At 61.2% G+C, this 22,354-nt stretch carries 21 protein-coding genes; 10 read left to right on the plus strand and 11 right to left on the minus strand.

Translation table 11 applies throughout. The features are described from left to right. Nucleotides 1-161: 161 nt before the first annotated feature. A complete protein-coding gene (locus ACR0KW_RS10655) occupies nucleotides 162-746 on the plus strand; it encodes a DUF4167 domain-containing protein (protein WP_480804952.1) in 585 nt (194 codons plus the stop codon). A 54-nt stretch (nucleotides 747-800) separates the two neighbouring features. On the opposite strand, the gene rsmA is transcribed toward ACR0KW_RS10655, so the two are convergent. From rsmA to lptG, 5 genes are all read right to left on the minus strand, one after another. Beyond that, nucleotides 801-1,643 (minus strand): 16S rRNA (adenine(1518)-N(6)/adenine(1519)-N(6))-dimethyltransferase RsmA, encoded by an 843-nt coding sequence (gene rsmA / locus ACR0KW_RS10660; RefSeq protein ID WP_480804953.1) that lies wholly within the window; start codon nucleotides 1,641-1,643, stop codon nucleotides 801-803. A gap of 85 nt (nucleotides 1,644-1,728) precedes the next feature. Beyond that, the gene (pdxA, locus tag ACR0KW_RS10665; RefSeq protein ID WP_480804954.1) at nucleotides 1,729-2,694 is read right to left on the minus strand and encodes a 4-hydroxythreonine-4-phosphate dehydrogenase PdxA; all 966 of its coding nucleotides are present in this window, start codon (nucleotides 2,692-2,694) and stop codon (nucleotides 1,729-1,731) included. Then, a complete protein-coding gene (locus tag ACR0KW_RS10670) occupies nucleotides 2,691-3,944 on the minus strand; it encodes a peptidylprolyl isomerase (RefSeq protein ID WP_480804955.1) in 1,254 nt (417 codons plus the stop codon). Before ACR0KW_RS10670 ends, pdxA begins: the two co-directional genes overlap by 4 nt. Then, nucleotides 3,935-6,097 (minus strand): LPS-assembly protein LptD, encoded by a 2,163-nt coding sequence (locus tag ACR0KW_RS10675; RefSeq protein WP_480804956.1) that lies wholly within the window; start codon nucleotides 6,095-6,097, stop codon nucleotides 3,935-3,937. The genes ACR0KW_RS10670 and ACR0KW_RS10675 overlap by 10 nt, the downstream gene beginning before the upstream one ends. After that, a complete protein-coding gene (lptG, locus tag ACR0KW_RS10680) occupies nucleotides 6,097-7,197 on the minus strand; it encodes an LPS export ABC transporter permease LptG (protein ID WP_480804957.1) in 1,101 nt (366 codons plus the stop codon). Before lptG ends, ACR0KW_RS10675 begins: the two co-directional genes overlap by 1 nt. A gap of 239 nt (nucleotides 7,198-7,436) precedes the next feature. On the opposite strand from lptG, the gene ACR0KW_RS10685 reads away from it, so the two are divergent. Genes ACR0KW_RS10685 through ACR0KW_RS10695 form a run of 3 tightly spaced genes read left to right on the plus strand, consistent with a single transcriptional unit; the run spans nucleotide 7,437 to nucleotide 10,450 of the window. Next, a complete protein-coding gene (locus ACR0KW_RS10685; protein WP_480804958.1) occupies nucleotides 7,437-8,903 on the plus strand; it encodes a leucyl aminopeptidase in 1,467 nt (488 codons plus the stop codon). 4 nt (nucleotides 8,904-8,907) lie between these two features. Beyond that, nucleotides 8,908-9,366: a DNA polymerase III subunit chi gene (locus ACR0KW_RS10690; RefSeq protein WP_480804959.1), complete on the plus strand. Its 459-nt coding sequence runs from the start codon at nucleotides 8,908-8,910 to the stop codon at nucleotides 9,364-9,366. Between the two features lie 37 nt (nucleotides 9,367-9,403). After that, nucleotides 9,404-10,450: an aldo/keto reductase gene (locus tag ACR0KW_RS10695; RefSeq protein ID WP_480804960.1), complete on the plus strand. Its 1,047-nt coding sequence runs from the start codon at nucleotides 9,404-9,406 to the stop codon at nucleotides 10,448-10,450. A 70-nt stretch (nucleotides 10,451-10,520) separates the two neighbouring features. Here the strand turns inward: ACR0KW_RS10695 and ACR0KW_RS10700 are convergent, their stop codons facing one another. Then, nucleotides 10,521-11,507: a GlxA family transcriptional regulator gene (locus ACR0KW_RS10700; RefSeq protein ID WP_480804961.1), complete on the minus strand. Its 987-nt coding sequence runs from the start codon at nucleotides 11,505-11,507 to the stop codon at nucleotides 10,521-10,523. Nucleotides 11,508-11,638: 131 nt separating this feature from the next. On the opposite strand from ACR0KW_RS10700, the gene bcoG reads away from it, so the two are divergent. The 3 genes from bcoG (at nucleotide 11,639) to ACR0KW_RS10715 (ending at nucleotide 14,903) form a co-directional block, all read left to right on the plus strand. Continuing rightward, nucleotides 11,639-12,556: a 3-dehydrocarnitine:acetyl-CoA trimethylamine transferase BcoG gene (gene bcoG, locus ACR0KW_RS10705; RefSeq protein WP_480804962.1), complete on the plus strand. Its 918-nt coding sequence runs from the start codon at nucleotides 11,639-11,641 to the stop codon at nucleotides 12,554-12,556. Nucleotides 12,557-12,678: 122 nt separating this feature from the next. After that, the gene (locus ACR0KW_RS10710; protein ID WP_480804963.1) at nucleotides 12,679-14,145 is read left to right on the plus strand and encodes a carnitine 3-dehydrogenase; all 1,467 of its coding nucleotides are present in this window, start codon (nucleotides 12,679-12,681) and stop codon (nucleotides 14,143-14,145) included. Beyond that, nucleotides 14,142-14,903: an SDR family oxidoreductase gene (locus ACR0KW_RS10715; protein WP_480804964.1), complete on the plus strand. Its 762-nt coding sequence runs from the start codon at nucleotides 14,142-14,144 to the stop codon at nucleotides 14,901-14,903. Before ACR0KW_RS10710 ends, ACR0KW_RS10715 begins: the two co-directional genes overlap by 4 nt. A 6-nt stretch (nucleotides 14,904-14,909) precedes the next feature. On the opposite strand, the gene ACR0KW_RS10720 is transcribed toward ACR0KW_RS10715, so the two are convergent. Together ACR0KW_RS10720 and ACR0KW_RS10725 are read right to left on the minus strand one after the other, a co-directional pair. Further along, complete coding sequence (locus ACR0KW_RS10720) at nucleotides 14,910-15,092, minus strand: hypothetical protein (RefSeq protein WP_170325170.1); 183 nt, start codon at nucleotides 15,090-15,092, stop codon at nucleotides 14,910-14,912. Between the two features lie 83 nt (nucleotides 15,093-15,175). Next, the gene (locus ACR0KW_RS10725; protein WP_480804965.1) at nucleotides 15,176-16,042 is read right to left on the minus strand and encodes a helix-turn-helix domain-containing protein; all 867 of its coding nucleotides are present in this window, start codon (nucleotides 16,040-16,042) and stop codon (nucleotides 15,176-15,178) included. 107 nt (nucleotides 16,043-16,149) lie between these two features. On the opposite strand from ACR0KW_RS10725, the gene ACR0KW_RS10730 reads away from it, so the two are divergent. Genes ACR0KW_RS10730 through ACR0KW_RS10740 form a run of 3 tightly spaced genes read left to right on the plus strand, consistent with a single transcriptional unit; the run spans nucleotide 16,150 to nucleotide 18,142 of the window. Continuing rightward, nucleotides 16,150-16,353, plus strand: a complete 204-nt coding sequence (locus ACR0KW_RS10730; RefSeq protein ID WP_480804966.1) for a DUF2061 domain-containing protein — start codon at nucleotides 16,150-16,152, stop codon at nucleotides 16,351-16,353. Next, nucleotides 16,346-17,218: a fatty acid desaturase gene (locus ACR0KW_RS10735; protein WP_480804967.1), complete on the plus strand. Its 873-nt coding sequence runs from the start codon at nucleotides 16,346-16,348 to the stop codon at nucleotides 17,216-17,218. The genes ACR0KW_RS10730 and ACR0KW_RS10735 overlap by 8 nt, the downstream gene beginning before the upstream one ends. 21 nt (nucleotides 17,219-17,239) lie before the next feature. After that, nucleotides 17,240-18,142, plus strand: coding sequence for an EamA family transporter (locus ACR0KW_RS10740; RefSeq protein ID WP_480804968.1), 903 nt, complete (start codon nucleotides 17,240-17,242; stop codon nucleotides 18,140-18,142). Nucleotides 18,143-18,239: 97 nt separating this feature from the next. Here ACR0KW_RS10740 and ACR0KW_RS10745 read toward each other — a convergent pair whose 3' ends face one another. The 3 genes from ACR0KW_RS10745 to ACR0KW_RS10755 all read right to left on the minus strand — a co-directional run bounded on the left by ACR0KW_RS10745 (nucleotide 18,240) and on the right by ACR0KW_RS10755 (nucleotide 22,346). Next, a complete protein-coding gene (locus ACR0KW_RS10745; protein WP_480804969.1) occupies nucleotides 18,240-19,598 on the minus strand; it encodes a DEAD/DEAH box helicase in 1,359 nt (452 codons plus the stop codon). Between the two features lie 186 nt (nucleotides 19,599-19,784). Then, nucleotides 19,785-20,723, minus strand: a complete 939-nt coding sequence (locus tag ACR0KW_RS10750; RefSeq protein WP_480804970.1) for a glycosyltransferase family 2 protein — start codon at nucleotides 20,721-20,723, stop codon at nucleotides 19,785-19,787. 18 nt (nucleotides 20,724-20,741) lie between these two features. Then, nucleotides 20,742-22,346: a peptide chain release factor 3 gene (locus ACR0KW_RS10755; protein WP_480804971.1), complete on the minus strand. Its 1,605-nt coding sequence runs from the start codon at nucleotides 22,344-22,346 to the stop codon at nucleotides 20,742-20,744. Nucleotides 22,347-22,354: the final 8 nt, after the last annotated feature.

Consider the following 22,354-nt stretch of genomic DNA (forward strand, 5'->3'; position numbering starts at 1 on the left):
CTGGACATGCTTACTCAGAGTCAGTCGGAGAGGTTGACGCTGTTTCAGCGGGCCCCTGACGCCAAGCCCAAAAAAGTCGACATCGCGTGACGGCTAAAGCCATTGAGCAGTGCAGGACGCGACTTCATCGGCACCGAATGACAAGGCTGACGTAAAGTAAGATGAGATCTTCCAAATCCCGCTCGCGGGCCAAGAATAACCGCAATCGTCCTTCTGGCGGCAACGTTGTTAACCGGGTTTTTGACAGCTCGGGTCCCGAAGGCAAGGTGCGCGGTACGCCCCAGCAGATCATTGATAAGTACAACCAGTTGGCGCGCGATGCCCAGCTGTCGAACGACCGCGTGGCTGCCGAGAACTTTCAGCAGCACGCCGAGCATTACCTGCGCCTTCTGAGCGAAGCGCAGCGCGAGATCGAAGCGCGCCGCGAAGAGCAGGAGCGCCAGAATCGTGAACGCCAGGCCGAACGTGACCGTGAACGCGCCGAGCGTCAGGAACGCGAAGCCGCCCGCCAAGCCGACCCGGCCGATGCGCCGCAGCCCGACGTGATGGATTTCGGCACGCCCGAGGCCGCACCCGAAAGCGGTTTGGTCGAGACGCCGGAAAGCAAAGGGTCCGAGCCGGCTCCGGCCCCGACGCCCGAGAAAAAGGAAAAACCAGCGCGTAAACCACGGGCACGTAAGCCCAAGGCAGCGCCTGCCGAGGATGCACCCAAGACGGATGGGGATGCTCCGGAAGCAGCCGAGTAAAGACTGGTACAGAAATTGCAAAAGCCCCGGAAACTCAGGGGCTTTTTTTTGCGTTTAACCTTTTTTCACTTCGCGGGCCAACGCGCAGAACGCCTCGAGCGGGACCTGTTCGGCTCGTTCTGTGGGTTGGATGCCTGCCGCCAGCAGACGATCCTCGATATCCGGCGCAACGCCTTTCAATGAGGCGCGCAACATTTTGCGGCGCTGGTTGAAGGCGGCAGCCACGACGCGCGACAGCGTCGCGGCGTCTGCGGGATAGCGGGGTTCGGGCAGGGCGGTCAGATGGACCACTGCGCTAGACACCTTGGGCGGCGGCGTGAATGCGCCGGGCGGCAGGGACATGGCTATGCGCGCCCCGGCCCGCCATTGGGCGAGGATGGCGAGGCGGCCATAGGCCTTGCTACCGGGCTGCGCGACGATACGCTCGGCCACTTCGCGCTGGAACATCAGGGTCAGGCTTTGCCAGAAGGGCGGCCATTCGGGCGGGGTCAGCCAACGGACCAAAAGTTCGGTGCCCACGTTGTAGGGCAAGTTGGCGGCAATGCGGATCGGCGGGGTGAGATGCTCCAGCGAATTGATTTCCAGCGCGTCGCCATTGATCACCTCAAGCCGTCCGGGATAGGCGGCGGCGATGTCATTCAGGGCAGCGATGCAACGGGTGTCTTTTTCGACGGCCACCACCTTGCGCGCGCCTTCGGACAGCAGCCCGCGGGTCAGACCACCGGGGCCGGGGCCGATTTCCAGCACATCGCAGTCGGTGAGGTCTCCGGCCTGGCGCGCGATCTTGGCGGTCAGGTTCAGGTCCAGCAGGAAGTTCTGGCCCAGCGACTTGCGCGCCGAGAGCTGGTGTGTCGCGATGACCTCGCGCAGAGGGGGAAGATTGTCGATTGCGCTCATGGTCCGGTTACCGTGGCGCGGAGTGAGGGGCATGCGCCAGAGATTTGTTTGCCTCCGGCGGGGATATTTGGGGCCAGAGGAAGGATCAAGAGCTTTGTGCCATGCGTTGCGCCAGTTTTAGGGCTTCGATCAGGCTGGTGGGGGTTGCGATGCCCTTGCCCGCGATATCCAGCGCGGTGCCGTGATCGGGCGAGGTGCGGATGAAGGGCAGGCCCAGCGTCACGTTCACACCGCGGTCGAAATCCAGCGTCTTGATCGGGATCAGCGCCTGATCGTGGTACATCGCTATGGCTGCGTCATAGTGCGCGCGGGCGGCGGCGTGGAACATCGTGTCCGCGGGATGGGGCCCGGTGACTGTAAAACCGTCGGTGGGCAGATCGTCGATCAATGGGGCGATCCAGTCCAGCTCCTCCCGCCCCATCTTGCCGCCTTCGCCCGCATGAGGGTTCAGGCCCGCAATGGCGATGCGGGGATGAGCGATGCCGAACTGGCGGCGCAGGCCTTCCGCGGTTATGGAGATTGTCTCGCGCAGCAGGTCCGGCGTCAGGGCTGAGGGCACCTGCGAAAGGGGGATGTGGATGGTCGCAGGCACCACGCGCAATTGATCGGAGGCCAGCATCATCACTACCCGTTTGCGATCCGCGAGGGCGGCGAGAAATTCGGTATGGCCGGGATAGGCAAACCCGGCCCCGTCGATCAGGGCTTTCTTGTGTATGGGCGCGGTACACAGCGCTGACGCGGCACCGGATTGGACCAGCGAAACACCATGTTCGATCGCCTCAATGACATAGGGCGCATTGGCCGGGTCCGGCTGGCCCGGCACGTTGGGGGCCGGGAATTCCAAGTGCAGAACGGGTAGGGCGGTGGCGCAGGCTTCAGCGGCCTCGGACGGGTGCGAGATGCGCGCAACTGGCGTGTCGGTCGGCAGATGGACTGCGTCGCCGATATAGAAAAACGGGCAGGCGTCGCGCAGGTCCGACCACGCCTTGGCTGCGATTTCCGGTCCTATTCCGGCCGGGTCCCCACAGCTGAGCGCGATCGGAGCCGTCATTGCTCGACGATGGTTGCTTCGGCGCGGAGTTGCGCCAGCAGGCTGTTGGCAAAGGCCTCGAGCCGTTGTTGGGTAAGCGCGTTGGCAACATCCGTGCGCGTCGTCTGTTCGCCCAGATCGCGGGTGCGGGTGCACAGCATCAGGAACATCAGGGTCTGGCCGTTGTTGCGGGTCAGTGTCGTGGACACTTCGTTCAGGTCCAGCTTGGCAAGCTCCAGCGCCACGTCGCGGGGAATTTCGCCGGGGCTGGCCTGAATGCGCTGCAGCACCTCGGCTGGCTGATCCTTGGCGATACCGTAGAGGTCGTCGCAGGTGTCGATCTCTTCCCTCAGTTGGGCGGCTTTGGCCAGGGTGTCGGCGCTGCGGCCGCCGGGCATGTTGTAGATCGCATAGTCGATCTCGGAATAGCGGGTGGTGCCTGTCGCAACCTCGCGCAGGCCGCGCATCTGGAACAGGGCGATGGCGTTGGGCAGGCTCAGCGGTTGGGTGATGTCTCCGTTCTTCAGCCCAATGATCACCGGTTGCAGTGCCGGTGGTAGGCTGGAGAGGTTCAACCAGTCCAGCCGCCCGCCATTTTCGCGGGTGGCAGCCGCCGAATACTGCGTTGCTGCCGCTGAAAACGAGTCGAACCCTTCCAGCTGGGAAATTTCTTCTGCCAGCAGCTCCGCCTGGGCCACGGTCTGCTGGTTCACCGGGATGATGATTTCTGACAACAACACCTGCAGGCCGCCGCTGTCGGTTTGACCCAGCGCGCGGTTGATCTCGTCATCGGTCGGGCGTGCCTGCGACAGGAAGCGCGCGCTGACGTAGTCGCGCCACGTGATCTGGTTGGCGACGAAATCGCGAACTGTTTCGCGGCTAACACCCTGATCGGCCAGCAATTGCAGGAACTGATCGGACGACAATTGCCCGCGCGCGGCAAATTCGTCGATACCCGCCTGAATGTCTTCGGGCGCGGCCTGAATTCCCGCTTCGCGCATGACCTGCCGACGCAACCGGTCATCGATCAACGCGTCGCGCACTTCATCCTCGGATGCGCCGGGCGCACCCAGAGCGGTTAGGAACTGTTGCCGCTGTCCCAGCTCATACCAAGTAATGATATCCTGATTGACCTTGATCGCCGGCGAAAACAGGCTTTGCGCATCGGCTTGGGGCGATGTCATGGCCAGCATTGCCCCGACCAGAACGGGGGCGACCGGTTTTAGCCAACCGGAGCGAAGGAAACTGGAGAAACCTGAAATCAACTGCATCTTCTCTTGAACTGTTGGCCGCCACTTTCGACGGAGTATCCTGTCAGGGCTACGGTAAAGCCGAATTCTGTCGAAGGCTCAATACTTGATGATGAGGTAAAGCGCCTGCTGACGTTCATGTTAACCTGTACACATTCATTCTGATACGTGACCCCCAACCCATAGCGGATCGGCTCGGATTCGCTCAGGTCATAGCGTGCCAGGGCGGTTGTGTTCCAGTTCTGATCCACACGGTAACGTCCGGTCAACCAGACCTCGGAGATCTCGTCATCCACATTTTCCGCCGGATCGGGCTCTTGCCAGACATAACTGCCGGTGATCCCCACAGTCGGTTTCTGCCATGCGGCGCGGAGTTCGGCCTTGGCAAAGCTGAAGTCTCCGTTCAGCAGGCCGCGCCCGGCCAGAGACCAGCCATTTGGGGTCTGGATCTGACCAGCCAGCAGCAAATCCGAGGTTGTGCCCTGCAAACCGGAGGTCAGGTTGAAATTGGGGTCCGCTTCGGTCCGAAAGACCTGACCGACCGTGGCCAAAGCCCGCCAGTTGCCAGCAGAGTAGCGGGACCAGTTGACGCCGACAACGCCGGTCAGGCCGTCTTCACGTTGATCCGGGGCCGGAAAGCGAGACAGCGACAACAGGTTGCCCTGATCGAATTCCTGAAAGGTGCTTTCGTCGTCGGGCACATTATCGTCGGTCACATGGGTCCAGCCGACCTGGGCAATCGGTTCAAGAATCTGGGTCGCGCCCGAGGTTTCGCGCTTGCGCATCGGATAACGCAACGTCAGCGCCGCGCGGGGGGTGGCCCGGGTCACCTGATCGGGGAAATTGCTGTCGTGGCGGATGTTGAACGTATCAACCGATGTACCCACGCGCGCCTCGGCCCGCAGGCCTGATGCGAAGGTCCAGTTGCGCAGCCATACCGCATCAAATGTGGCACGGGCGATATCGCGGCCGACGATGTCAGCGTCGCTGGTGCGCTCATGCGCATGAGTGATAAAACTCAGCCGGACCTCACCGCCCAGGGACGTCGGAAAAATGCGTTTCTGATAGTAAAGGTCGAAAATCCGCGACGGGATTTCATCCTGGTTTTCGCTGTCGCGAAGCGTTTTATAGTGGATGAAACTGGTGCGGAACGCAGTGTCGCGCTTGATCCGTTCCAGGGCGACCTCGCTGCGCAGCCGGTCAAGATCGGGCAGGCCGTAATCGGCCAGATAGGCGTCGTCGGATGTTGTTCTGATGTTGAACAGGAACCGGTAGCCGTCATTTAGGTTGAACCGGCCGTTGGCGAACAGGTAACCGCGGTCCTCGTTCGGTTGCAGATCGTCGCGTGTATAGGCGCCTTCAAGCTCGATGCGACCGTTCTTGAACGCCTGCCGAAAGCGCAGCCCTAGGGTCTTGGTCTTGGACGAAACATAAGGGGTCAGTGTCAGGTCCTTGTGATCGCCCATCTTGATGAAATAGGGCACCTGAACGCCGGTTCCCAGCTGCGATGTGGTCCGGATCGAGGGCACCAGAAATCCGGTGGCGCGATCCAGGGTCGGGTCCGGCAGTCGCAGGTAAGGGAAATAAAATACCGGCACGTCCAGCACCCGAAGTTGCGCCCCCTCAAAATAGAGCTGGCGTTCCAGCTGATCATGCGTGACCTTTCGGGCGCGGATCTGCCAGATTGGCGGTTTGCCGTTGGCACAGACATGGCAGGAGGTGGCAGAGACCTTGCTGAATTGCGTGTATCTGCCCGCCGCGCGTGTGGCCTGAACCGAGGCGACCTGAACCTGCTGGTCAAACACCATCCGCGCACCGATTAGCAGGCCGTTCTGAATGCCGCCGTCCAGTTCGGCTGAATCTGCCAGGATTGTTGTCTCTCCGGCCTGATCGATGCGGATCGGACCTTCCAGTGTCAGCGCACCGGTCTCGCGGTCATATGTGATGCGATCGGCTGTGATTTTGACGTCGCCCTGAAAGGCCTCGACATTGCCTTCGGCCACCAGCACGCGCTCGGGCGTGATGAAAATCTCGTCTGCAACCAGCAGGGCGGGCTGGTCCTCCTGTTGGACATCCTGTGCCGACCCGGGGGCGGGCTGGGTCTGGGCCAGGGCACCGGCTGGCAGTGCCAGGGCAACGGCGCCTGACAGCAGAAGTTGGGATATGATCCGCATCAGCCGTCCTCCGCATGAAGCAAAAGGCCGAGCGACAGAAGAATGGCAGCAAAGGGCGGAGCCCAGGCCGCGACAATGATAGGCAATTGACCGTTTTCCCCGAGTATTTGGGCAAAGTTGCGAACGAAATAGATGGCAAAGCCCAGCAGAACGGCGGACAAAACCGCGATGCCGGTGCCGCCAAAGCGCACGTGGCGCATGGTGAAGGCCGCGCCGATCATCACCATCGCCATCAGAAAGAAAGGTCGCGCCAGCTGTACCTGCAACCAGACCTCATATTGTTTGGTGGAAAATCCCGCCTCGCGGAGGTCTCGGATCAGTTGGGGCAGATCATAGACCGAAACTGAATCCTGCTGGCCCAGCGTGTCCAGAATGCGTTGCCGTGTCAGAGTGGTCGGGATTTCGATCTGCGGATGCACCTCGGCCTCGGCCTCAGGGTTCACGTCATCGGCCAAGGACCAGATTTTGGCGTTGGACAAGATCCACGACCCGTTCGACAACTTCGCCTGATCGGCAATGATCTGCTGCGTTGGTTTGCCATCCGGTGAAAACGAGATGATTGTCACCCAGGTCAGCTCCAACGTGTCGGCATTTGTGGTGCCGCGCGCGTGAATAACCGACTGTCCATCCGCAGATCCCTGACGCAGCCACAGCCCTTCACTGGTGATCGACAGGGCAGAATCGCCGTTATTCTTATAGGTGTCTGACAGGCGTCGAAACTCCTCGGACGTGGCAGCGGTTATCGGGTTCAGCAAGGCCACCGCCAGGGTGCCGATCACCAATGCCAGCGTAACGGGGGCCAGCAGTGCCCGGATGCCCGACCGCCCGATGGCGCGGGTCACCACCAGTTCGGAACTGCGTGCCATTCCGACAAACAACGCGATGGTGGACAGGATCACCAGCAACGGAAGCATTTCGCTGATCGCGGCCGGTGTGTTCAGCAGGGTCAGGTGCAAAAGCGTGCCGAAGGACAGGTTTTCCGAGTCGAACCGGCGGGCCTGTTCGACCAGATCGATCAGAATCAGCAGGGTCAGGAAAATGCCGCCAATGACCAGAAAACTTTGAATGAACCGGCGGGCGAAGTAACGGTCGAGGATCACGAATGTGCCTCCACCCAGAAAACTTCCTTGGGGGAAAGGGCGATCTTCTGGCCAGAATCACCGTCGCCTGCGCGGATGCGCACCGGCTTATGCCTGCCCTGTCTCGCCAACTCGTTCTCCCCGATCCTGCCGGAATTTTTCGGGGACTGTAATGCAATCCGCGCGCGGGGAAAACTGCTATCTGGTCAAGCCGCCCGGCGCGGGCTAGGTCTTGGGGAACAGATTTTGAGGAGTTTGCAATGAGCAGTCTTGTACCGATCCGGTTTCAGCCCTTTGACGTGGATGTGATGGCGCAGGCCGAGGGGCGTGTGGCCGTGATTGTGCCGCCTGAGGGCAAGATGAGCCCTGCAGTGCGTCGCGCCAATCGACTGACCCGCGGCGCGGTTGTTCGGCTGATCGAAAGCGCGCGGTTCGAGAAAGTGAAATCGGGCGACGTGATCTCGCTGGCATGGCCCGGTGGCATGGCGGCCGAGGCGCTGGACATCGTGGTTTTGCCACGCCGCCCCGACGCGGCCGAGGCACGCAAGGCAGGTGCCGCGCTGGCAAAGCTGGCGGGTGGCAAAGACCTGCTGGTAATGGCGGGCAATCAGCCGCGAACCGAAGACCTGGCGACGGGTATCGCCCTGCGCAGCTATGATTTCGACGCGCATAAGACAAAGAACTCGGACGAAGCAGGAACCGTTACAATCAGCCATCAGAAGGCTGATGAGGTCGAGGCCGCCTTTGCCCCGCAATACGCCGTGGCCGATGGCGTGCGCATGACCCGCGATCTGACCAACGAACCGGCCAACGTCCTGACCACCACCGAATTCGCCGACCGTCTGGTCGAGATGAAAGAACTGGGCCTCGAGGTTGAGGTGCTCGACGAGGACAAGCTGGAAGAGCTGGGCATGCGCACGCTGCTGAGCGTCGGGCAGGGCTCAGTCAGTCCTTCGAAGGTTGTGGTGATGCAGTGGAATGGCGGCGACAAGGACGACGCGCCGCTGGCATTGGTTGGTAAGGGCGTGGTGTTCGATACCGGTGGTATCTCGCTGAAGCCTGCGGGTGGCATGGAAGACATGACCATGGACATGGGCGGTGCCGGCGTCGTCGCGGGCACCATGCGCGCGCTGGCCAAGCGCAAAGCCAAGGCCAACGTGGTGGGTCTGGTCGGTCTGGTCGAGAATATGCCTTCGGGCAACGCAACCCGTCCGGGTGACGTGGTCAAATCGATGAAAGGTGACACGGTCGAGATCATCAACACCGATGCCGAGGGCCGTTTGGTTCTGTGCGACGTGATGTGGTACGCGCAGGAGCGGTTCAGCCCGGTCGGCATGATCGACCTGGCCACGCTGACCGGTGCGATCATCATCGGTCTGGGGAATGAGAACGCGGGTGTCTTCTCGAACAATGACACGTTCTGTGACGCGTTCCTGAAATCGGCCAAGGCCGAGGACGAGGGCGCATGGCGGATGCCGCTGGGTGAGGCCTATGACAAGCAGCTGAAATCGCGCATCGCCGACATGAAGAACGTCGGCGGCCGTCCGGCGGGGTCGATCACCGCCGCGCAATTCCTGCAGCGGTTCGTGAAAGAGGAAACGCCGTGGATTCACCTCGATATCGCGGGCGTGGCCTCGGTGTCTTCGGAAACACCCTATGCACCCAAAGGGGCTACCGGCTGGGGCGTCCGCGCGCTCAGCCGCCTTGTGCAGGACAACTTCGAGTAATCCGATGGGTGCCGTCTATTTCTACCACCTGACCCGTCAGCCGCTGGAGTACACCTTGCCGGTTCTGCTGGACAAGGCGAGGCAGGCCGGGTGGAAGATCGCCGTGCGGGGCACCGATCCCGCGCGGATGGACTGGCTGGATGAGAGACTGTGGCTGGGGCCTGACGATGGGTTCCTGCCACATGGCCGCGAAGGCGGCCCCCACGATGCGGCGCAGCCCATTTTGCTGACCACCGGGCCCGAGGCCGCCAACGACCCGGCCTGCATTATGGCCGTGGACGGGGCACCGGTGAACCCCGACGAGGTGGCGGCGCTGGAACGGGTCTGCATCCTGTTCGATGGCAATGATGGCGAAGCCGTTCAGCACGCGCGCGGTCAGTGGAAGGCCCTGACCGGCGCGGGTTGCACGGCGCAATACTGGTCCGAGGAATCGGGGCGGTGGGAGAAAAAGGCCGAGGCGTAAGGCATTGGCTTCAAAGTAAATCTTGGGAGAGCGACAGATGGAAATGAAGCCTTTGGGCCGCACCGGCATCATGGTGACCGACCTGTGCCTCGGCACGATGACCTTTGGCACTCAGACATCCGAGGCGGATGGCCATACGCAGATGGATATGGCGCTGGAGGCCGGGATCAACTTTGTCGATACCGCCGAGATGTACCCGGTGAACCCGATCTCGAAAGAAACCGTGGGTCGGACCGAAGAGATATTGGGCAACTGGAATGCCGCCAACCGGTCGCGGCGGGGCGACTATGTGCTGGCGACCAAACATTCGGGCGCGGGGTTTGCCCATGCCCGCGACGGTGTGTGGATTACGGGCGAGACCATTCCCGAAGCGATCGAAGGCTCGCTGCGCCGGTTGCAGACAGATTGCATTGACCTCTACCAGTTTCACTGGCCGAACCGGGGCAGCTACATGTTCCGGCAGAACTGGAACTACTCGCCCTCGGGCCACAACACCAACGAAGTTCTGGACAACATGCAGGACTGCCTTGAGGCGTTGCAGGCACAAGTGGACAAGGGCAATATCCGCGCCTTTGGTCTTTCGAACGAAAGCGCCTGGGGCACCGCACAATGGTTGCGGATTGCCGAGCAGATGGGCGGGCCAAGGGTGGCCTCGGTGCAGAACGAATACTCGCTGCTCTGCCGTCATTTCGATACGGATATGGCTGAGCTGAGCGTGCATGAGGATGTGGGGCTGATGGCCTTTTCGCCGCTGGGGGCGGGGTTTCTGACCGGCAAGTATCAGGGTGGCGCAGTGCCTGAAGGGTCACGCATGTCGCATAACGCCGAGATGGGTGGCAGAAAATCTGACCGGGTCTTTGAAGCGGTGACGGCCTATCTTGCGATTGCCGAACGCCATGGTCTGGATCCGGTGCATATGGCGCTGGCGTGGTGTCGGACGCGGCCCTTCATGATGTCCGCCATTTTCGGAGCGACCACCGTGGCACAGTTAGAGCGTATTCTGGCCGGGAAAGACCTGCGGTTGTCGGATGAGATCGTGGCCGAGATCGGTCAGGCGCACCGCGCGCATCCGATGCCCTATTAGGGGGCTCTGCCCCCATCGCGCTGCGCGGGCCTCCCCCCGGGATATATTTCGCCAGATGAAGAGGACCCCGTCAGTGATGGGTAGGGTGCGCGCGCTCTTGTCTCAGGTCGCGGGCCGACAGACCGTGGGCGGTGCGGAAGGCGCGGGCAAAGCTGGATTGCGAGGCGAACCCTGTAGCAAGCGCCACGTCCATCAACGGCAGGTCGGTGTCGGTAACAAGACGGCGGGCCTCGGCCAGGCGCAGTTGCAAGTAGTGGTCCTGCGGAGTGGTGTTTAAGCGCAAACGGAATTGCTGCTGCAACGTGCGGGGGCTGGTGCCGAGGGTATCCGCGATATCCGCCAGCGGCAGAGGTTCATCCAGGGACGATTCCATCAGCGTGTTGGCTTTGGCGGTCAATGCCGTGTGGCGATGCGGAGCCCCTGTACGACTTTGCGGCTTGGCGGGGTCAGGTGCGCCGTCATAGAGGAAGAGGCCCGAAACGCGCGCGGCAAAGCCAGCGCCGTGGCGCGCAGCTATGATGTGCAGCATCATTTCGACCGCCGGAATTGCTCCGCCTGACGTGAGGCGGTCGCCGGACACGGTGAACCGGTCGGGGCGCACGTCCACTTCGGGAAAGCGGGTGGCGAAATTGTCGAGATCTTCCCAATGGGTCGTGGCGGCGTGGCCGTCCAGCAAACCGGCTTCGGCCAGCAACCAGGGACCGCCGTCGATACCGGCCATGGTGGCGCCAGTGCCGGCAATGCGGCGCAGGCCGGCCAGCAGGCTGGGCGTGGCGTGCCGGGCCAGTTGGAACCCCGCGATGACAATCATCAGGTCGCAGCCTTGCAAGCGTGCCAGAGGGATGCCGGGAACGTTCAGCGCACTGGTCAGCATTGCGGGCTCTGCCGTGGCGGTGACATAGTCCCAGTCGAACGCCGGACGGTCCGCCAGGCGGTTCGCAGCCCGCATCGGATCGACGGCGGATGCGAAGCTGAGCGTGTTGCATTCGTCCAGCACCAGCACCGCCGTTTTCAGGGCGCGATGTTCGGGTTGCAGTATGTTTTTTGCGGATTTCATCAAGTTCGATTCGCATTCTGGCAAGTGTTTGCACAAGGCTGCGTCAAACTCGGACCTGAACGCAAATCGGAATCCGTGGAGAAGCCTGGGGAAAACCCGGGCAAAACGGGGTATAACTTGGGGAGAACGTCATGCCTTTGGAAATGAACCGCGAAGTCTTCATCACCTGCGCTATCACAGGCTCGGGCGGAACGCAGGATCGTAGCCCGCATGTGCCGCGGTCGCCGCAGCAGATTGCGGACAGTGCAATTGCCGCCGCCAAGGCTGGCGCAGCCGTTGTGCATTGCCATGTGCGCGACCCCGAGACCGGCGCGCCCAGCCGCCGTCTGGACCTGTATCGCGAGGTGACGGACCGCATTCGCGATGCCGATGTGGACGTCGTTTTGAACCTGACCGCCGGGATGGGCGGGGATATCGTCTTTGGTGGCGTCGAAAGCCCGTTTCCGGTGAACGAGGCGGCAACCGACATGATCGGGGCCTCGGAACGTGTGGCCCATATCGCGCAGTGCTTGCCCGAGATCTGCACTCTGGACTGCGGCACCATGAATTTTGCCGAGGCCGATTATGTCATGACCAACACCCCCGGCGCGTTGCGCGCGATGGGGCAGATGATGACCGATATGGGCGTGAAACCTGAGATTGAGGCCTTTGACACCGGCCATCTGTGGTTTGCCAAGCAATTGGTGAAAGAGGGGATTCTGGAACCCAACGCTCTGGTCCAGCTTTGCATGGGGGTTCCGTGGGGCGCGCCGGACGATCTGAATACCTTCATGGCGATGGTGAATAACGTGCCGGACGACTGGACGTTCAGCGCTTTCTCGCTCGGCCGCAACCAGATGGCCTATGCCGCGGCCGCGGTTTTGGCGGGCGGCAACGTGCGCGTTGGTTTGGAAGACAACCTGTGGCTGGACAAGGGCGTGCTGGCCGAGAACTGGCAGCTGGTCGAACGTGCCAGCACCGTGGTGTCGAACATGGGTGCTCGGGTCATTGGCCCGCAAGAGGTGCGTGAAAAGCTGGGGCTGACCAAACGGGCGCCGGTGGCCGCTTAAGGGACCTTCTGTAGGGGGCTGTTGGGGGATTGGGGGCAAGCCCCACCCCCTCGGGTTATTTGCAAAGAAATGAAGACGTTGTGCCTGGGTGAGCTTTGGGAGGCGTTCAGGCTGGAGGAAATTTGATGAAAACAGCAGCTATCATTGGCGGTGGCGTGATCGGCGGCGGATGGGCCGCTCGGTTCCTGCTGAATGGGTGGAACGTCCGGGTATTAGATCCGGACCCCGAAGCCGAGCGCAAGATTGGTGAGGTTCTGGACAATGCGCGGCGGTCGCTGCCGGGGTTGAGCAATGTGCCCCTGCCGCCCGAAGGCGCGCTGACTTTCCATGAGGACATGGCCGACGCGGTGCAGGGTGCCGCGTGGATTCAGGAAAGCGTGCCAGAGCGGTTGGACCTGAAACTCAAGGTCTACAAGGGTCTGCAAGAGGCATGTGATCCAGACGCGATCATCGGATCTTCGACCAGCGGGTTCAAACCGTCCGAATTGCAGGAGGGCGCATTGCGCCCCGAACAGATCGTGGTGACGCACCCGTTCAACCCGGTCTATCTGTTGCCGCTGATCGAGCTAGTGCCGACAGACAAGAACCCGTCCGAGATGATTGAGCGCGCACAGCAGCTGTTGAAATCGGTCGGTTTCTTCCCGCTTCACGTCAAAAAGGAAATCGACGCGCATATCGCCGATCGCTTCCTTGAGGCCGTCTGGCGCGAGGCGCTGTGGCTGGTCAAGGACGGCATTGCCACCACCGAAGAAATCGACGAAGCGATCCGAATGGGTTTCGGCATCCGCTGGGCGCAAATGGGGCTGTTCGAAACCTACCGTGTGGCAGGCGGCGAGGCCGGGATGCGGCATTTCATGGCGCAGTTCGGGCCTGCGTTGAAATGGCCCTGGACTAAGCTGATGGACGTGCCCGAGTTCACTGATGAGTTGGTCGATATGATTGCCGATCAGTCGGATGCGCAGTCGGGGATGCACTCGATCCGCGAATTGGAACGTATCCGTGACAACAACCTTGTTGGCATGATGCGGGCGCTGAAGGCGCAGAACTGGGGCGCGGGTGCGGTGCTGAATCAGCACGACGCGGCGCTGAAGCCCGGTGCTCTGCCGACGATGGAGCAAGCCGATCTGAGCCAACCGATCCTGACAGTATCACGCGCGGTGCCACTGGATTGGACCGACTATAACGGCCACATGAACGAGGCGCGCTATCTTGAGGCCTTTGCCGACGCGACTGACAGGTTCATGGAGATCATCGGCTGTGACGCGGACTATATCGCCTCGGGTGGCAGCTATTTCACCGCCGAAAACCATATCCGCTATATCGATGAGGTTCATGCGGGTGCGAAGATCGAGATTCGCACGCAAATGCTGTTGGGGCAGGGTAAGAAGCTGCATGTCTTCCACAGCATGTATGAGGGCGACAAGCTGATCGCTACAGGCGAGAGCTTCCTGCTGCACGTCAGTCTCGAAACCCGCCGCCCCAGCGCGCCATCGGCCGAGATTGAGGCCGCAATGGCCCAGATCGCCGAAGCGCAGGCCGGATTGCCTTATCCGGAAGGCGCCGGAGCAGCGATCCGGAAACCGGCATGAGCGGGCGTGTTCTGATTACGGCCGGTGCTTCGGGCGTCGGCCGGGCCATGGCCGACGCCTTCGATGCGGCTGGTGCGCAGGTGTGGGTGGCCGATGTCGATACGGCTGCCTTGGATGGATGCCCGGAGCACTGGAACCGTTCCGAGGTGAACGTGGCCGACGAAACTGCCGTGGCTGCATTGTTCGCAGAGATCGAAGCCTCGTGGGGTGGGTTGGACACGCTCTGCGCAAATGCAGGTGTCGCAGGGCCGACGGCTCTGGTCGAGGACGTGGCGCTGGAGGATTGGCGGTTCTGCCTTTCGGTCAATCTGGAAGGGGCATTCCTCTGCGCGAAATACGCGGCACCGATCCTCAAACGGCAGCGTAGCGGGGCGGTGGTGATCACGTCTTCCACTGCCGGGCAGTACGGCTATCCCAACCGCGCGCCTTATGCGGCGGCGAAGTGGGGGGTGATCGGGTTCGGTAAAACGTTGGCGATGGAGCTTGGATCACACGGAGTGCGGTGCAACGTCATATGCCCCGGTGCGGTCGAAGGCCCCCGGATGGAGGGCGTTCTGGCCCGCGAAGCGGCCGCTAAGGGCATGACCCGCGATCAGGTCTATGACGGCTACGCGGCAGGAACATCGATGGGGCGGTTCGTTGAAGGTCACGACATTGCCAATATGGCCGTCTTCCTCGCCTCGGATGCGGCGCGGTTAGTGTCGGGTCAGGTGATTGCCGTGGACGGCCATACGGTGAATCCTGACCCGCAAATCTAGGTCGAATTAGCCCTGATTTGGCCCGCGAATCTGGCGGATGGTCTGACGGACCGCCTGCCAGTCCTGCGCCTGCTGCATATTCCCGGCGGCTTCGCATTCGCGCATCTTCTTGGCAGCTTCCGCCTCGGCCTGATCGCCATGGGCGGTATAGAGCGCTCGTGCGTATTGAGCAGTTTGAATTGCGTCCATTCCTATCGTCCTCCCGTCTATGATCGGAATACCCGAAGGTTCGCGCCGAATGACGATAGCACAAGAATGAGGTCTGTGCATCCTTAGTCGTCGGAGATTGCCGCGCGCAACTTCCTGAGGTGGTCGGGGAAGTCGCGCGCGGTCAGATCCGCCTCGCGCACCAGTCGGTCGAAATGGCGCGTGAATGTCTCGATCCGGTCGCGGTCGCGGAAGGCCATATAGTGGCTACCGGCGTAGAACACGCATAGAAGCGGGCCGAAAATGGTTACCGGGGCGGAATAAAGCCGTTTTGCATCAAACAGATAGATGCGCAGGCGGGGGTAGAGCTGTTCGCAGATCTCCAGCAGGTGGTCGATCTGTTCCAGCCGGATTTTGGGGCAGAGGCCCTCGTAATAGCCTGAGGCATGGGCGAAACTGTCGAGCTCATAGAGGGGCATGGCAATTTCGTAATCCGACTGGGCGCTGCGCATCCATTTCAGACGGTCGGCTGAGGCACCGATCGCCTGATCCGCCGTGCGGCCCAGATGCGGGGCGTATTCCCATTCCAGCACGGTGCGAGTCTTCAACATGTCGGGCAAAGTCGCTGGAACATAACGGATTTTATAACCTGCAGCCTCTTGGTGCCATTCGAAGATACGCTCATCGACCAGCGCGCGCGGGGCTTCGGTTACAGTCAGCGAACTGGCCAGCAGCTCGGCGGCACTTTCCGGCCGGTTTGACAGGCTCAGAAGCCAGTCCGCCGACACCCCAAGGGCTGAAGCGCAACTGCCCACCACATGCGCATTGGGCAGTCGCGCGCCCTCATCGGTCAAAAGCTGCGATACGGTCGAGCGATCCACACCGATATGTCGCGCCAACGCGCTCTGGCTGACGTGGCGCTCCTCCATGGCGCGGGCGAGTCTCAGTCGAAACTGTGCTGCGCGGTCCCGTTTGTCGATTCTATCCTGCATATGTTTGTAAATATCACAGATGATGAGTTTTGTTAATCATATTCAGAATTTTCAACGGAGCCCGGGACCCGTAATTTTAAAGACATAACAATAATATGGGTGACGGAATGGAGACACGACGAAGATCAGTCGTGAAGGCTGTGCTGTGGAATGTGATGGGCCTGATCGTGATGACGCTGGTAGGGCTGTTGGCCACCGGGTCGGCTGCGATTGGGAGCACGCTTGCGATTGTGAATACGGCCATCGGCCTGACCATGTATGTGATTTACGAGCGTATCTGGGCAGGCATCTCGTGGGGCCGCAATGTCTAGGCCCGCAGCACCCGAATGGGGCACACTGGCCCTGATCCTGGCGTGCTACGGCGCGTGGCTGGCCGTGGTGTTCTTGCTGCCGCTGTGGCTGGCAATTCCGGCGATGGCGGTCGTGGCTGCGTTGCATTCTTCGCTCACGCATGAGGCGCTGCATGGTCATCCGTTCCGCACGAAGTGGTTGAACGAAGCGCTGATGGCGCTACCGTTGACCCTGTTCATCCCGTATCAGAGGTTCCGCGACCTGCATCTGGCGCATCACCGGGATGATACGCTGACCGATCCGTATGATGATCCCGAATCCAACTATCTGGACCCGCAGGTGTGGGGCGCCTTGCCCGGTTGGCAACGCCGATTGCTGCGTGTGAACAACACTCTGCTGGGGCGGATCGTTCTGGGGCCGGCCATCGGGCAGATTGTGTTCCTGCGCAATGAGTTGCGCGGCGGTCATGATGTTGTGCGAGCCTGGGCGTTGCATCTGCCCGGAGTCGTGGCGGTCCTGTGGATAGTGGCGCAGTCCCAAATGCCGATCTGGGCCTATGTGCTGTCAGCCTATTTCGGGTTGGGACTGGTCAAAATCCGAACCTTTCTGGAACACCGCGCGCATGAAAGCTCTGGTGCCCGTACGGTGATCATCGAAGATCGCGGCCCGCTGGCTTTTCTGTTTTTGAACAACAATCTGCACGTCGTTCATCACATGAACCCCGGGGCGCCTTGGTATCGGCTACCCGCCTTGTACCGTTCGGAAAAAGACCGGTATCAGGCCCGAAATGAGGCCTATGTCTACCGCTCATACGCGCAGATTTTCCGGTCGTATTTCCTGCGGGCGAAAGACCCGGTGGCGCATCCTCTCTGGCCAAAGGGCTGATTTGGCGACACAAGGGAATCCATGAGTTTATGGATTCCCGTCACCATCGCCGCGGCCTCGTTCCAGACCGTGCGGTTCATGCTGCAAAAGTCGCTCAGCACTGTGAAGCTGACTGCGGCTGGTGCGACCTTTGCCCGGTTTGCCTATTCCATGCCACTGGCGCTGCTGGGACTGTTTGTGGCGCTGCAGGTGACCGGGTTCAGCCTGCCGCCCCTGACGACGAAATTCTGGTTGTTTGCTGTGATCGGTGGAACGGCGCAGATTCTGGCGACTATTTGCGTGGTGGCCCTGTTCAAACAACGCAACTTTGCCGTCGGAATTACCTTTAAGAAAACCGAGGTGATCCAGACCGCCATTGTCGGTTTTCTGGTGCTTGGCGATCAGGTCTCGGCCGGGGCGCTGGTGGCGATTTTTCTGGGTCTGATGGCGGTGCTGCTGCTGTCGAAATCACCCGGAGGCGACGGAGCATGGTGGCATCACCTCACCAACCGCGCCTCGCGGTTGGGGCTGGGGTCAGGGGTTCTGTTTGCGTTTTCCTCGGTCAGCTATCGCGGTGCCTCGTTGGAACTGGGCGAAATAGACGCGTGGTTCCGCGCGCTGGTCACGCTGGCCGTTGTGGTGACTTTTCAGTTCCTCAGCATGGCGATCTGGCTGCTGTGGCGCGACCGGGCCGAACTGCTTGCCGTGTGGCAGACCCGCCGGACCAGCGTGTTTGTGGGCCTGACCAGCCTGTGCGGCTCGTTCTGCTGGTTCTTTGCCTTCACGCTACAGAACGCGGCCTATGTCAAAGCTTTGGGGCAGGTCGAGCTGCTGCTCAGCCTGTTCGCCTCGCTGCTGTTTTTTCGTGAGACCATCACCCGGCGCGAGATCGCCGGGATGACGTTGCTTGGCGTGTCGATCTTGGCGCTGGTGCTGGCAATTTAGGTCGTATTTGATCTCAAGGTCGTAGAAGCACCGGTTTTCTGCGTTCGAGCCGTTGGGCGAAAGGCAGCGAAAACCGGTTCAATGCAATCAAACGCGACTAGCCAGCGCGGCGCTCGTCAAAGCTGAGGGCAATGAAGCTGGGCAGGTGATCGCCCATGCCCACAACGGCGGGGCCGCTGTCATCGCGGCGACCACGGCCTTTGGACTCTTTGTCCTTCTTGCGGTCGCCTTTCTTGCTTTCAGCTTTTTTGCCGTCCTCAGGCTTCGACTTTTTCTCAGGCTTCGGCTTTTCGGCCTTCGGCTCTTCCTTGACGGGGTTGTCGAGTCGGGGAATGTCTTTCTGGATCAGCTTCTCGATCGCATCCAAGGCCTTTTCATCGCGAGCCGAGCAGATCGTGATGGCCTTGCCCTCACGCCCGGCGCGGCCGGTGCGGCCGATGCGGTGGACGTAGTCTTCGGCATGGCCAGGGACGTCGAAGTTGAACACGTGGCTGACCGACGGAATGTCCAACCCGCGCGCAGCCACATCCGAGGCAACCAGCAGGCGCAGTGAACCATCGCGGAACCCGTCCAGCGTCTTCATCCGTTGCGACTGATCCAGATCGCCGTGAATGGCTGCAGCGTTATAGCCGTATTTCTTCAGCGATTTAGCGCAGATATCCACGTCTGTCTTGCGATTGCAGAAGATGATCGCGTTGGTGCACTTGTCGCCCTCGGCGTCGATCAGCGCGCGCAGGGTCTTGCGCTTGGCGCTGGCTTCACGGTCGCGGCGACCGCCTTTGAACAAGACCACGCCCTGTTCGATGGTCTCGGATGCGGTGGCCTGGCGGGCAACTTCGATCCGCGCCGGCGCCGACAGGAATGTATCGGTGATCCGTTCAATCTCGGAGGCCATGGTGGCCGAGAAAAACAGAGTCTGGCGGGTGAACGGCGTCAGCGAGAAGATGCGTTCGATATCAGGGATGAAGCCCATATCCAGCATCCGGTCGGCCTCATCCACCACCATGATCTGAACGCCGGTCAGCAGCAGCTTGCCGCGTTCAAAATGGTCTAGCAGACGGCCCGGAGTGGCGATCAGCACGTCAACGCCACGGTCGATCAAGGCGTCCTGTTCCTTGAAGCTGACACCGCCGATCAACAGCGCTTTGGTCAGTTTCACATTTTTGGCGTATGTGTCGAAATTCTCGGCCACCTGCGCGGCCAGTTCCCGCGTCGGGCACAGGACCAACGAGCGCGGCATCCGCGCACGTGCGCGGCCACGGGCCAGCAGCGTGATCATCGGCAGGGTGAAGCTGGCGGTTTTGCCGGTGCCGGTCTGGGCGATCCCCAGAACATCCTTGCCCTCAAGCGCAGGTGGAATCGCACCGGCCTGGATCGGGGTGGGGGTTTCGTATCCGGCTTCCTCAACAGCTTTGAGGACCTTCGGGTTCAGGTTCAGTTCGTTAAACTTTGTCATGTATGTCCGGTTCATGCGGACACTAGACCTGGCCCGCGCGTCAGAGGTTTGCCGGGCCCGGATGGCCATACGCGTCATTGCGCAATTTCGGCTTGAGGGGGGACATAACAAAATCGTTGGTCAGGGTCAAATGAAGACCCCTTTAGGGTTTTTCGCGCTCAGGTGGTGCGGGTTTTTCGCAACAATTCAGACACTTCCGGGAAAGTGTTTCCTAAGCTTTTTGTCCAGATCCAGCGGCCGATGCAGGACCATGCCGTGGTCTTCTAGCCGGGCGCGCGCCCCGGGGTCGGCACCGCTCATTTCATCGAAGAACGCGCGCAGGCCGTCGTGGCCTTCTTCCGCCTCGATCCAGCTGAGCAATTCGTTCATGTTCATGCCGCCATGCTCGCGCGGGACATTGGGCGACATGCCGGGTTGGTACGAGCCGCGTTCCAGTCTGAACCGGTAATGGGCCAGCCAATGGTCCCAATCGGGGGCGTGCCGGTGGCACAGGCCCACGTCAGGCAGTTCCGTCTTGCAAGGCAACCTCTCGCCGTACTGAAACAGGTCGTGGATGCGGAAGTTGATCCGCGGCAGTCCTTTGCGCGCGAACACTTTGCCTTGCAGATGGCTGAGGAAGCCGCCCTTCACGAACGCACCGTAATTTGGATACAGCGCCTGCACGATATCCACGCGGTCCGGGCCGGACGGGATGTAGGGCTTATACAGGTCTTCTCCACCGGCCAGGGCTTCGTCGGGGCGCACACGGACAACGGGGATGTCGTCCGGGACCTCGGCCAGCAACTGCGCAATCGGACGGCCCGGCCAGAGGAATTCGTCCAGGTCGATATGCGCCAACCAATCCTCAGCGGCTTTGCGATAGGTAAAGGTCGCGTTGGCCGTCTGGCGGATCTGATGCTTGTCCGGACGTTCGCGCTGTCGGTTGGCCCAGAAACCGTCATCGCAATTGCGGACTTCGACCTTCGGATGGCAATTCAATGCGTTGAACGCCTTGGGGTTGGGTTCGTCCAGATAAATATACATCCGGTCGACCCCAAGCTCGAGGTGATAGGCCACAAAGCGCAGGATGTCCGGGGCCGAGCCCCGAACGGTCGAAACAATACCCCAGGTCGGGTTATCTGCCAATTTCGGCCTGCGGGCAGGTCACGTCATCATTTCCTTGGTCGCCGTCAGGTTCAGCGCCGGATAGTCGCGGACGACCCGGTCGATGTCCCATTGCAGGCGCGTCAGATAAACGATGTCGCCGTCATGGTCATGGGCGATGTGCTGCTTGTTGGCGTTGACGAATTTGTCGACCTCGGCCTTGTCGCCGCTGACCCAACGGGCTGATGTGAATTGAGACGCCTCGAAACGCACGGGCAGTCCGTATTCCATCTCAATCCGGCTGGCGAGTACTTCGAATTGCAGCGCCCCGACAACGCCGACGATAAAGCCGGAACCGATCGAGGGTTTGAAGACCTTGGCCGCGCCTTCTTCTGCAAACTGCATCAGGGCTTTCTCCAGATGCTTGGCCTTCATCGGATCGCCCGCGCGAACACCTTGCAGCAGTTCCGGCGCGAAGGACGGAATGCCGGTCACGCGCAGCGCCTCGCCCTCGGTCAACGTATCGCCGATGCGCAGCTGGCCGTGGTTGGGGATGCCGATAATGTCACCGGCCCAGGCCTCTTCGGCAAGTTCGCGGTCAGAGGCCAGAAACAGCACCGGGTTCGAGATCGCCATCGGCTTTTTCGACCGCACATGGGTCAGCTTCATGCCGCGCTTGAAATGGCCCGAGGCCATGCGGACAAACGCCACCCGGTCGCGGTGCTTGGGGTCCATGTTGGCCTGCACCTTGAAGACGAACCCTGCGACCTTCTTTTCATTCGGCGCGATCTGACGGGGTTCGGCAGACTGAACCTGCGGCTGCGGACCATAGTCGCCGATGCCTTCCATCAGCTCCTTCACACCAAACGAATTGATGGCCGAGCCGAACCAGATTGGAGTCATGTGACCCTCAAGCACCGCTTGCGGGTCCAGCGCGGGCAGCAGTTCACGCGCCATCTCGACTTCTTCCAGCAGCTTTTCCAGCAGGTGCTCGGGGACGTGCTGGGCCAGTTTGGGGTCGTCCAGCCCGTTGATTTCGATGCTTTCCGCCACCTTGTTGCGGTCGGCGCGGTCCATCAGTTCAAGCCGGTCGCGCAGCATGTCATAGCAGCCGATGAAATCGCGACCCACGCCAATGGGCCACGCGGCGGGCGTGACGTCGATAGCCAGCATTTCCTGAATTTCGTCGATGATCTCGAACGTATCGCGGCTTTCGCGGTCCATCTTGTTACAGAAGGTCAGGATCGGCAGATCGCGCAGTCGGCAAACCTCGAACAGTTTCTGCGTCTGGCTTTCCACACCTTTCGCGCCGTCGATCACCATAACGGCGGCATCCACGGCGGTCAGCGTGCGATAGGTGTCTTCCGAGAAATCCGAGTGGCCGGGCGTGTCCACCAGATTGAACCGGAAATTCCCATAGTCGAACGACATCGCCGATGCGGAAACCGAAATGCCCCGATCCTTCTCCATCTGCATGAAGTCCGAGCGCGTGCGCCGCGCCTCACCCTTGGCGCGCACCTGACCGGCCATCTGAATCGCGCCGCCGTACAACAGGAACTTTTCGGTCAGCGTCGTCTTGCCCGCATCGGGGTGCGAGATGATGGCGAATGTCCGGCGCCGGGCGATCTCGGGCGGCAAGGTGGGTTGGTTCGAGGTATCAAGCATGAACGCGC

This window comes from Ruegeria sp. CG11 (genome assembly GCF_056537245.1).

Excerpts from the sequence above, each read along its gene's own strand:
- ACR0KW_RS10655 (WP_480804952.1), top strand. The coding sequence starts at position 162 with ATGAGATCTTCCAAATCCCGCTCGCGGGCCAAGAATAACCGCAATCGT.
- rsmA (WP_480804953.1), bottom strand. The coding sequence starts at position 1,643 with ATGAGCGCAATCGACAATCTTCCCCCTCTGCGCGAGGTCATCGCGACA.
- pdxA (WP_480804954.1), bottom strand. The coding sequence starts at position 2,694 with ATGACGGCTCCGATCGCGCTCAGCTGTGGGGACCCGGCCGGAATAGGA.
- ACR0KW_RS10670 (WP_480804955.1), bottom strand. The coding sequence starts at position 3,944 with ATGCAGTTGATTTCAGGTTTCTCCAGTTTCCTTCGCTCCGGTTGGCTA.
- ACR0KW_RS10675 (WP_480804956.1), bottom strand. The coding sequence starts at position 6,097 with ATGCGGATCATATCCCAACTTCTGCTGTCAGGCGCCGTTGCCCTGGCA.
- ACR0KW_RS10685 (WP_480804958.1), top strand. The coding sequence starts at position 7,437 with ATGAGCAGTCTTGTACCGATCCGGTTTCAGCCCTTTGACGTGGATGTG.
- ACR0KW_RS10690 (WP_480804959.1), top strand. The coding sequence starts at position 8,908 with ATGGGTGCCGTCTATTTCTACCACCTGACCCGTCAGCCGCTGGAGTAC.
- ACR0KW_RS10695 (WP_480804960.1), top strand. The coding sequence starts at position 9,404 with ATGGAAATGAAGCCTTTGGGCCGCACCGGCATCATGGTGACCGACCTG.
- ACR0KW_RS10700 (WP_480804961.1), bottom strand. The coding sequence starts at position 11,507 with ATGAAATCCGCAAAAAACATACTGCAACCCGAACATCGCGCCCTGAAA.
- bcoG (WP_480804962.1), top strand. The coding sequence starts at position 11,639 with ATGCCTTTGGAAATGAACCGCGAAGTCTTCATCACCTGCGCTATCACA.
- ACR0KW_RS10715 (WP_480804964.1), top strand. The coding sequence starts at position 14,142 with ATGAGCGGGCGTGTTCTGATTACGGCCGGTGCTTCGGGCGTCGGCCGG.
- ACR0KW_RS10720 (WP_170325170.1), bottom strand. The coding sequence starts at position 15,092 with ATGGACGCAATTCAAACTGCTCAATACGCACGAGCGCTCTATACCGCC.
- ACR0KW_RS10725 (WP_480804965.1), bottom strand. The coding sequence starts at position 16,042 with ATGCAGGATAGAATCGACAAACGGGACCGCGCAGCACAGTTTCGACTG.
- ACR0KW_RS10730 (WP_480804966.1), top strand. The coding sequence starts at position 16,150 with ATGGAGACACGACGAAGATCAGTCGTGAAGGCTGTGCTGTGGAATGTG.
- ACR0KW_RS10735 (WP_480804967.1), top strand. The coding sequence starts at position 16,346 with ATGTCTAGGCCCGCAGCACCCGAATGGGGCACACTGGCCCTGATCCTG.
- ACR0KW_RS10740 (WP_480804968.1), top strand. The coding sequence starts at position 17,240 with ATGAGTTTATGGATTCCCGTCACCATCGCCGCGGCCTCGTTCCAGACC.
- ACR0KW_RS10745 (WP_480804969.1), bottom strand. The coding sequence starts at position 19,598 with ATGACAAAGTTTAACGAACTGAACCTGAACCCGAAGGTCCTCAAAGCT.
- ACR0KW_RS10755 (WP_480804971.1), bottom strand. The coding sequence starts at position 22,346 with ATGCTTGATACCTCGAACCAACCCACCTTGCCGCCCGAGATCGCCCGG.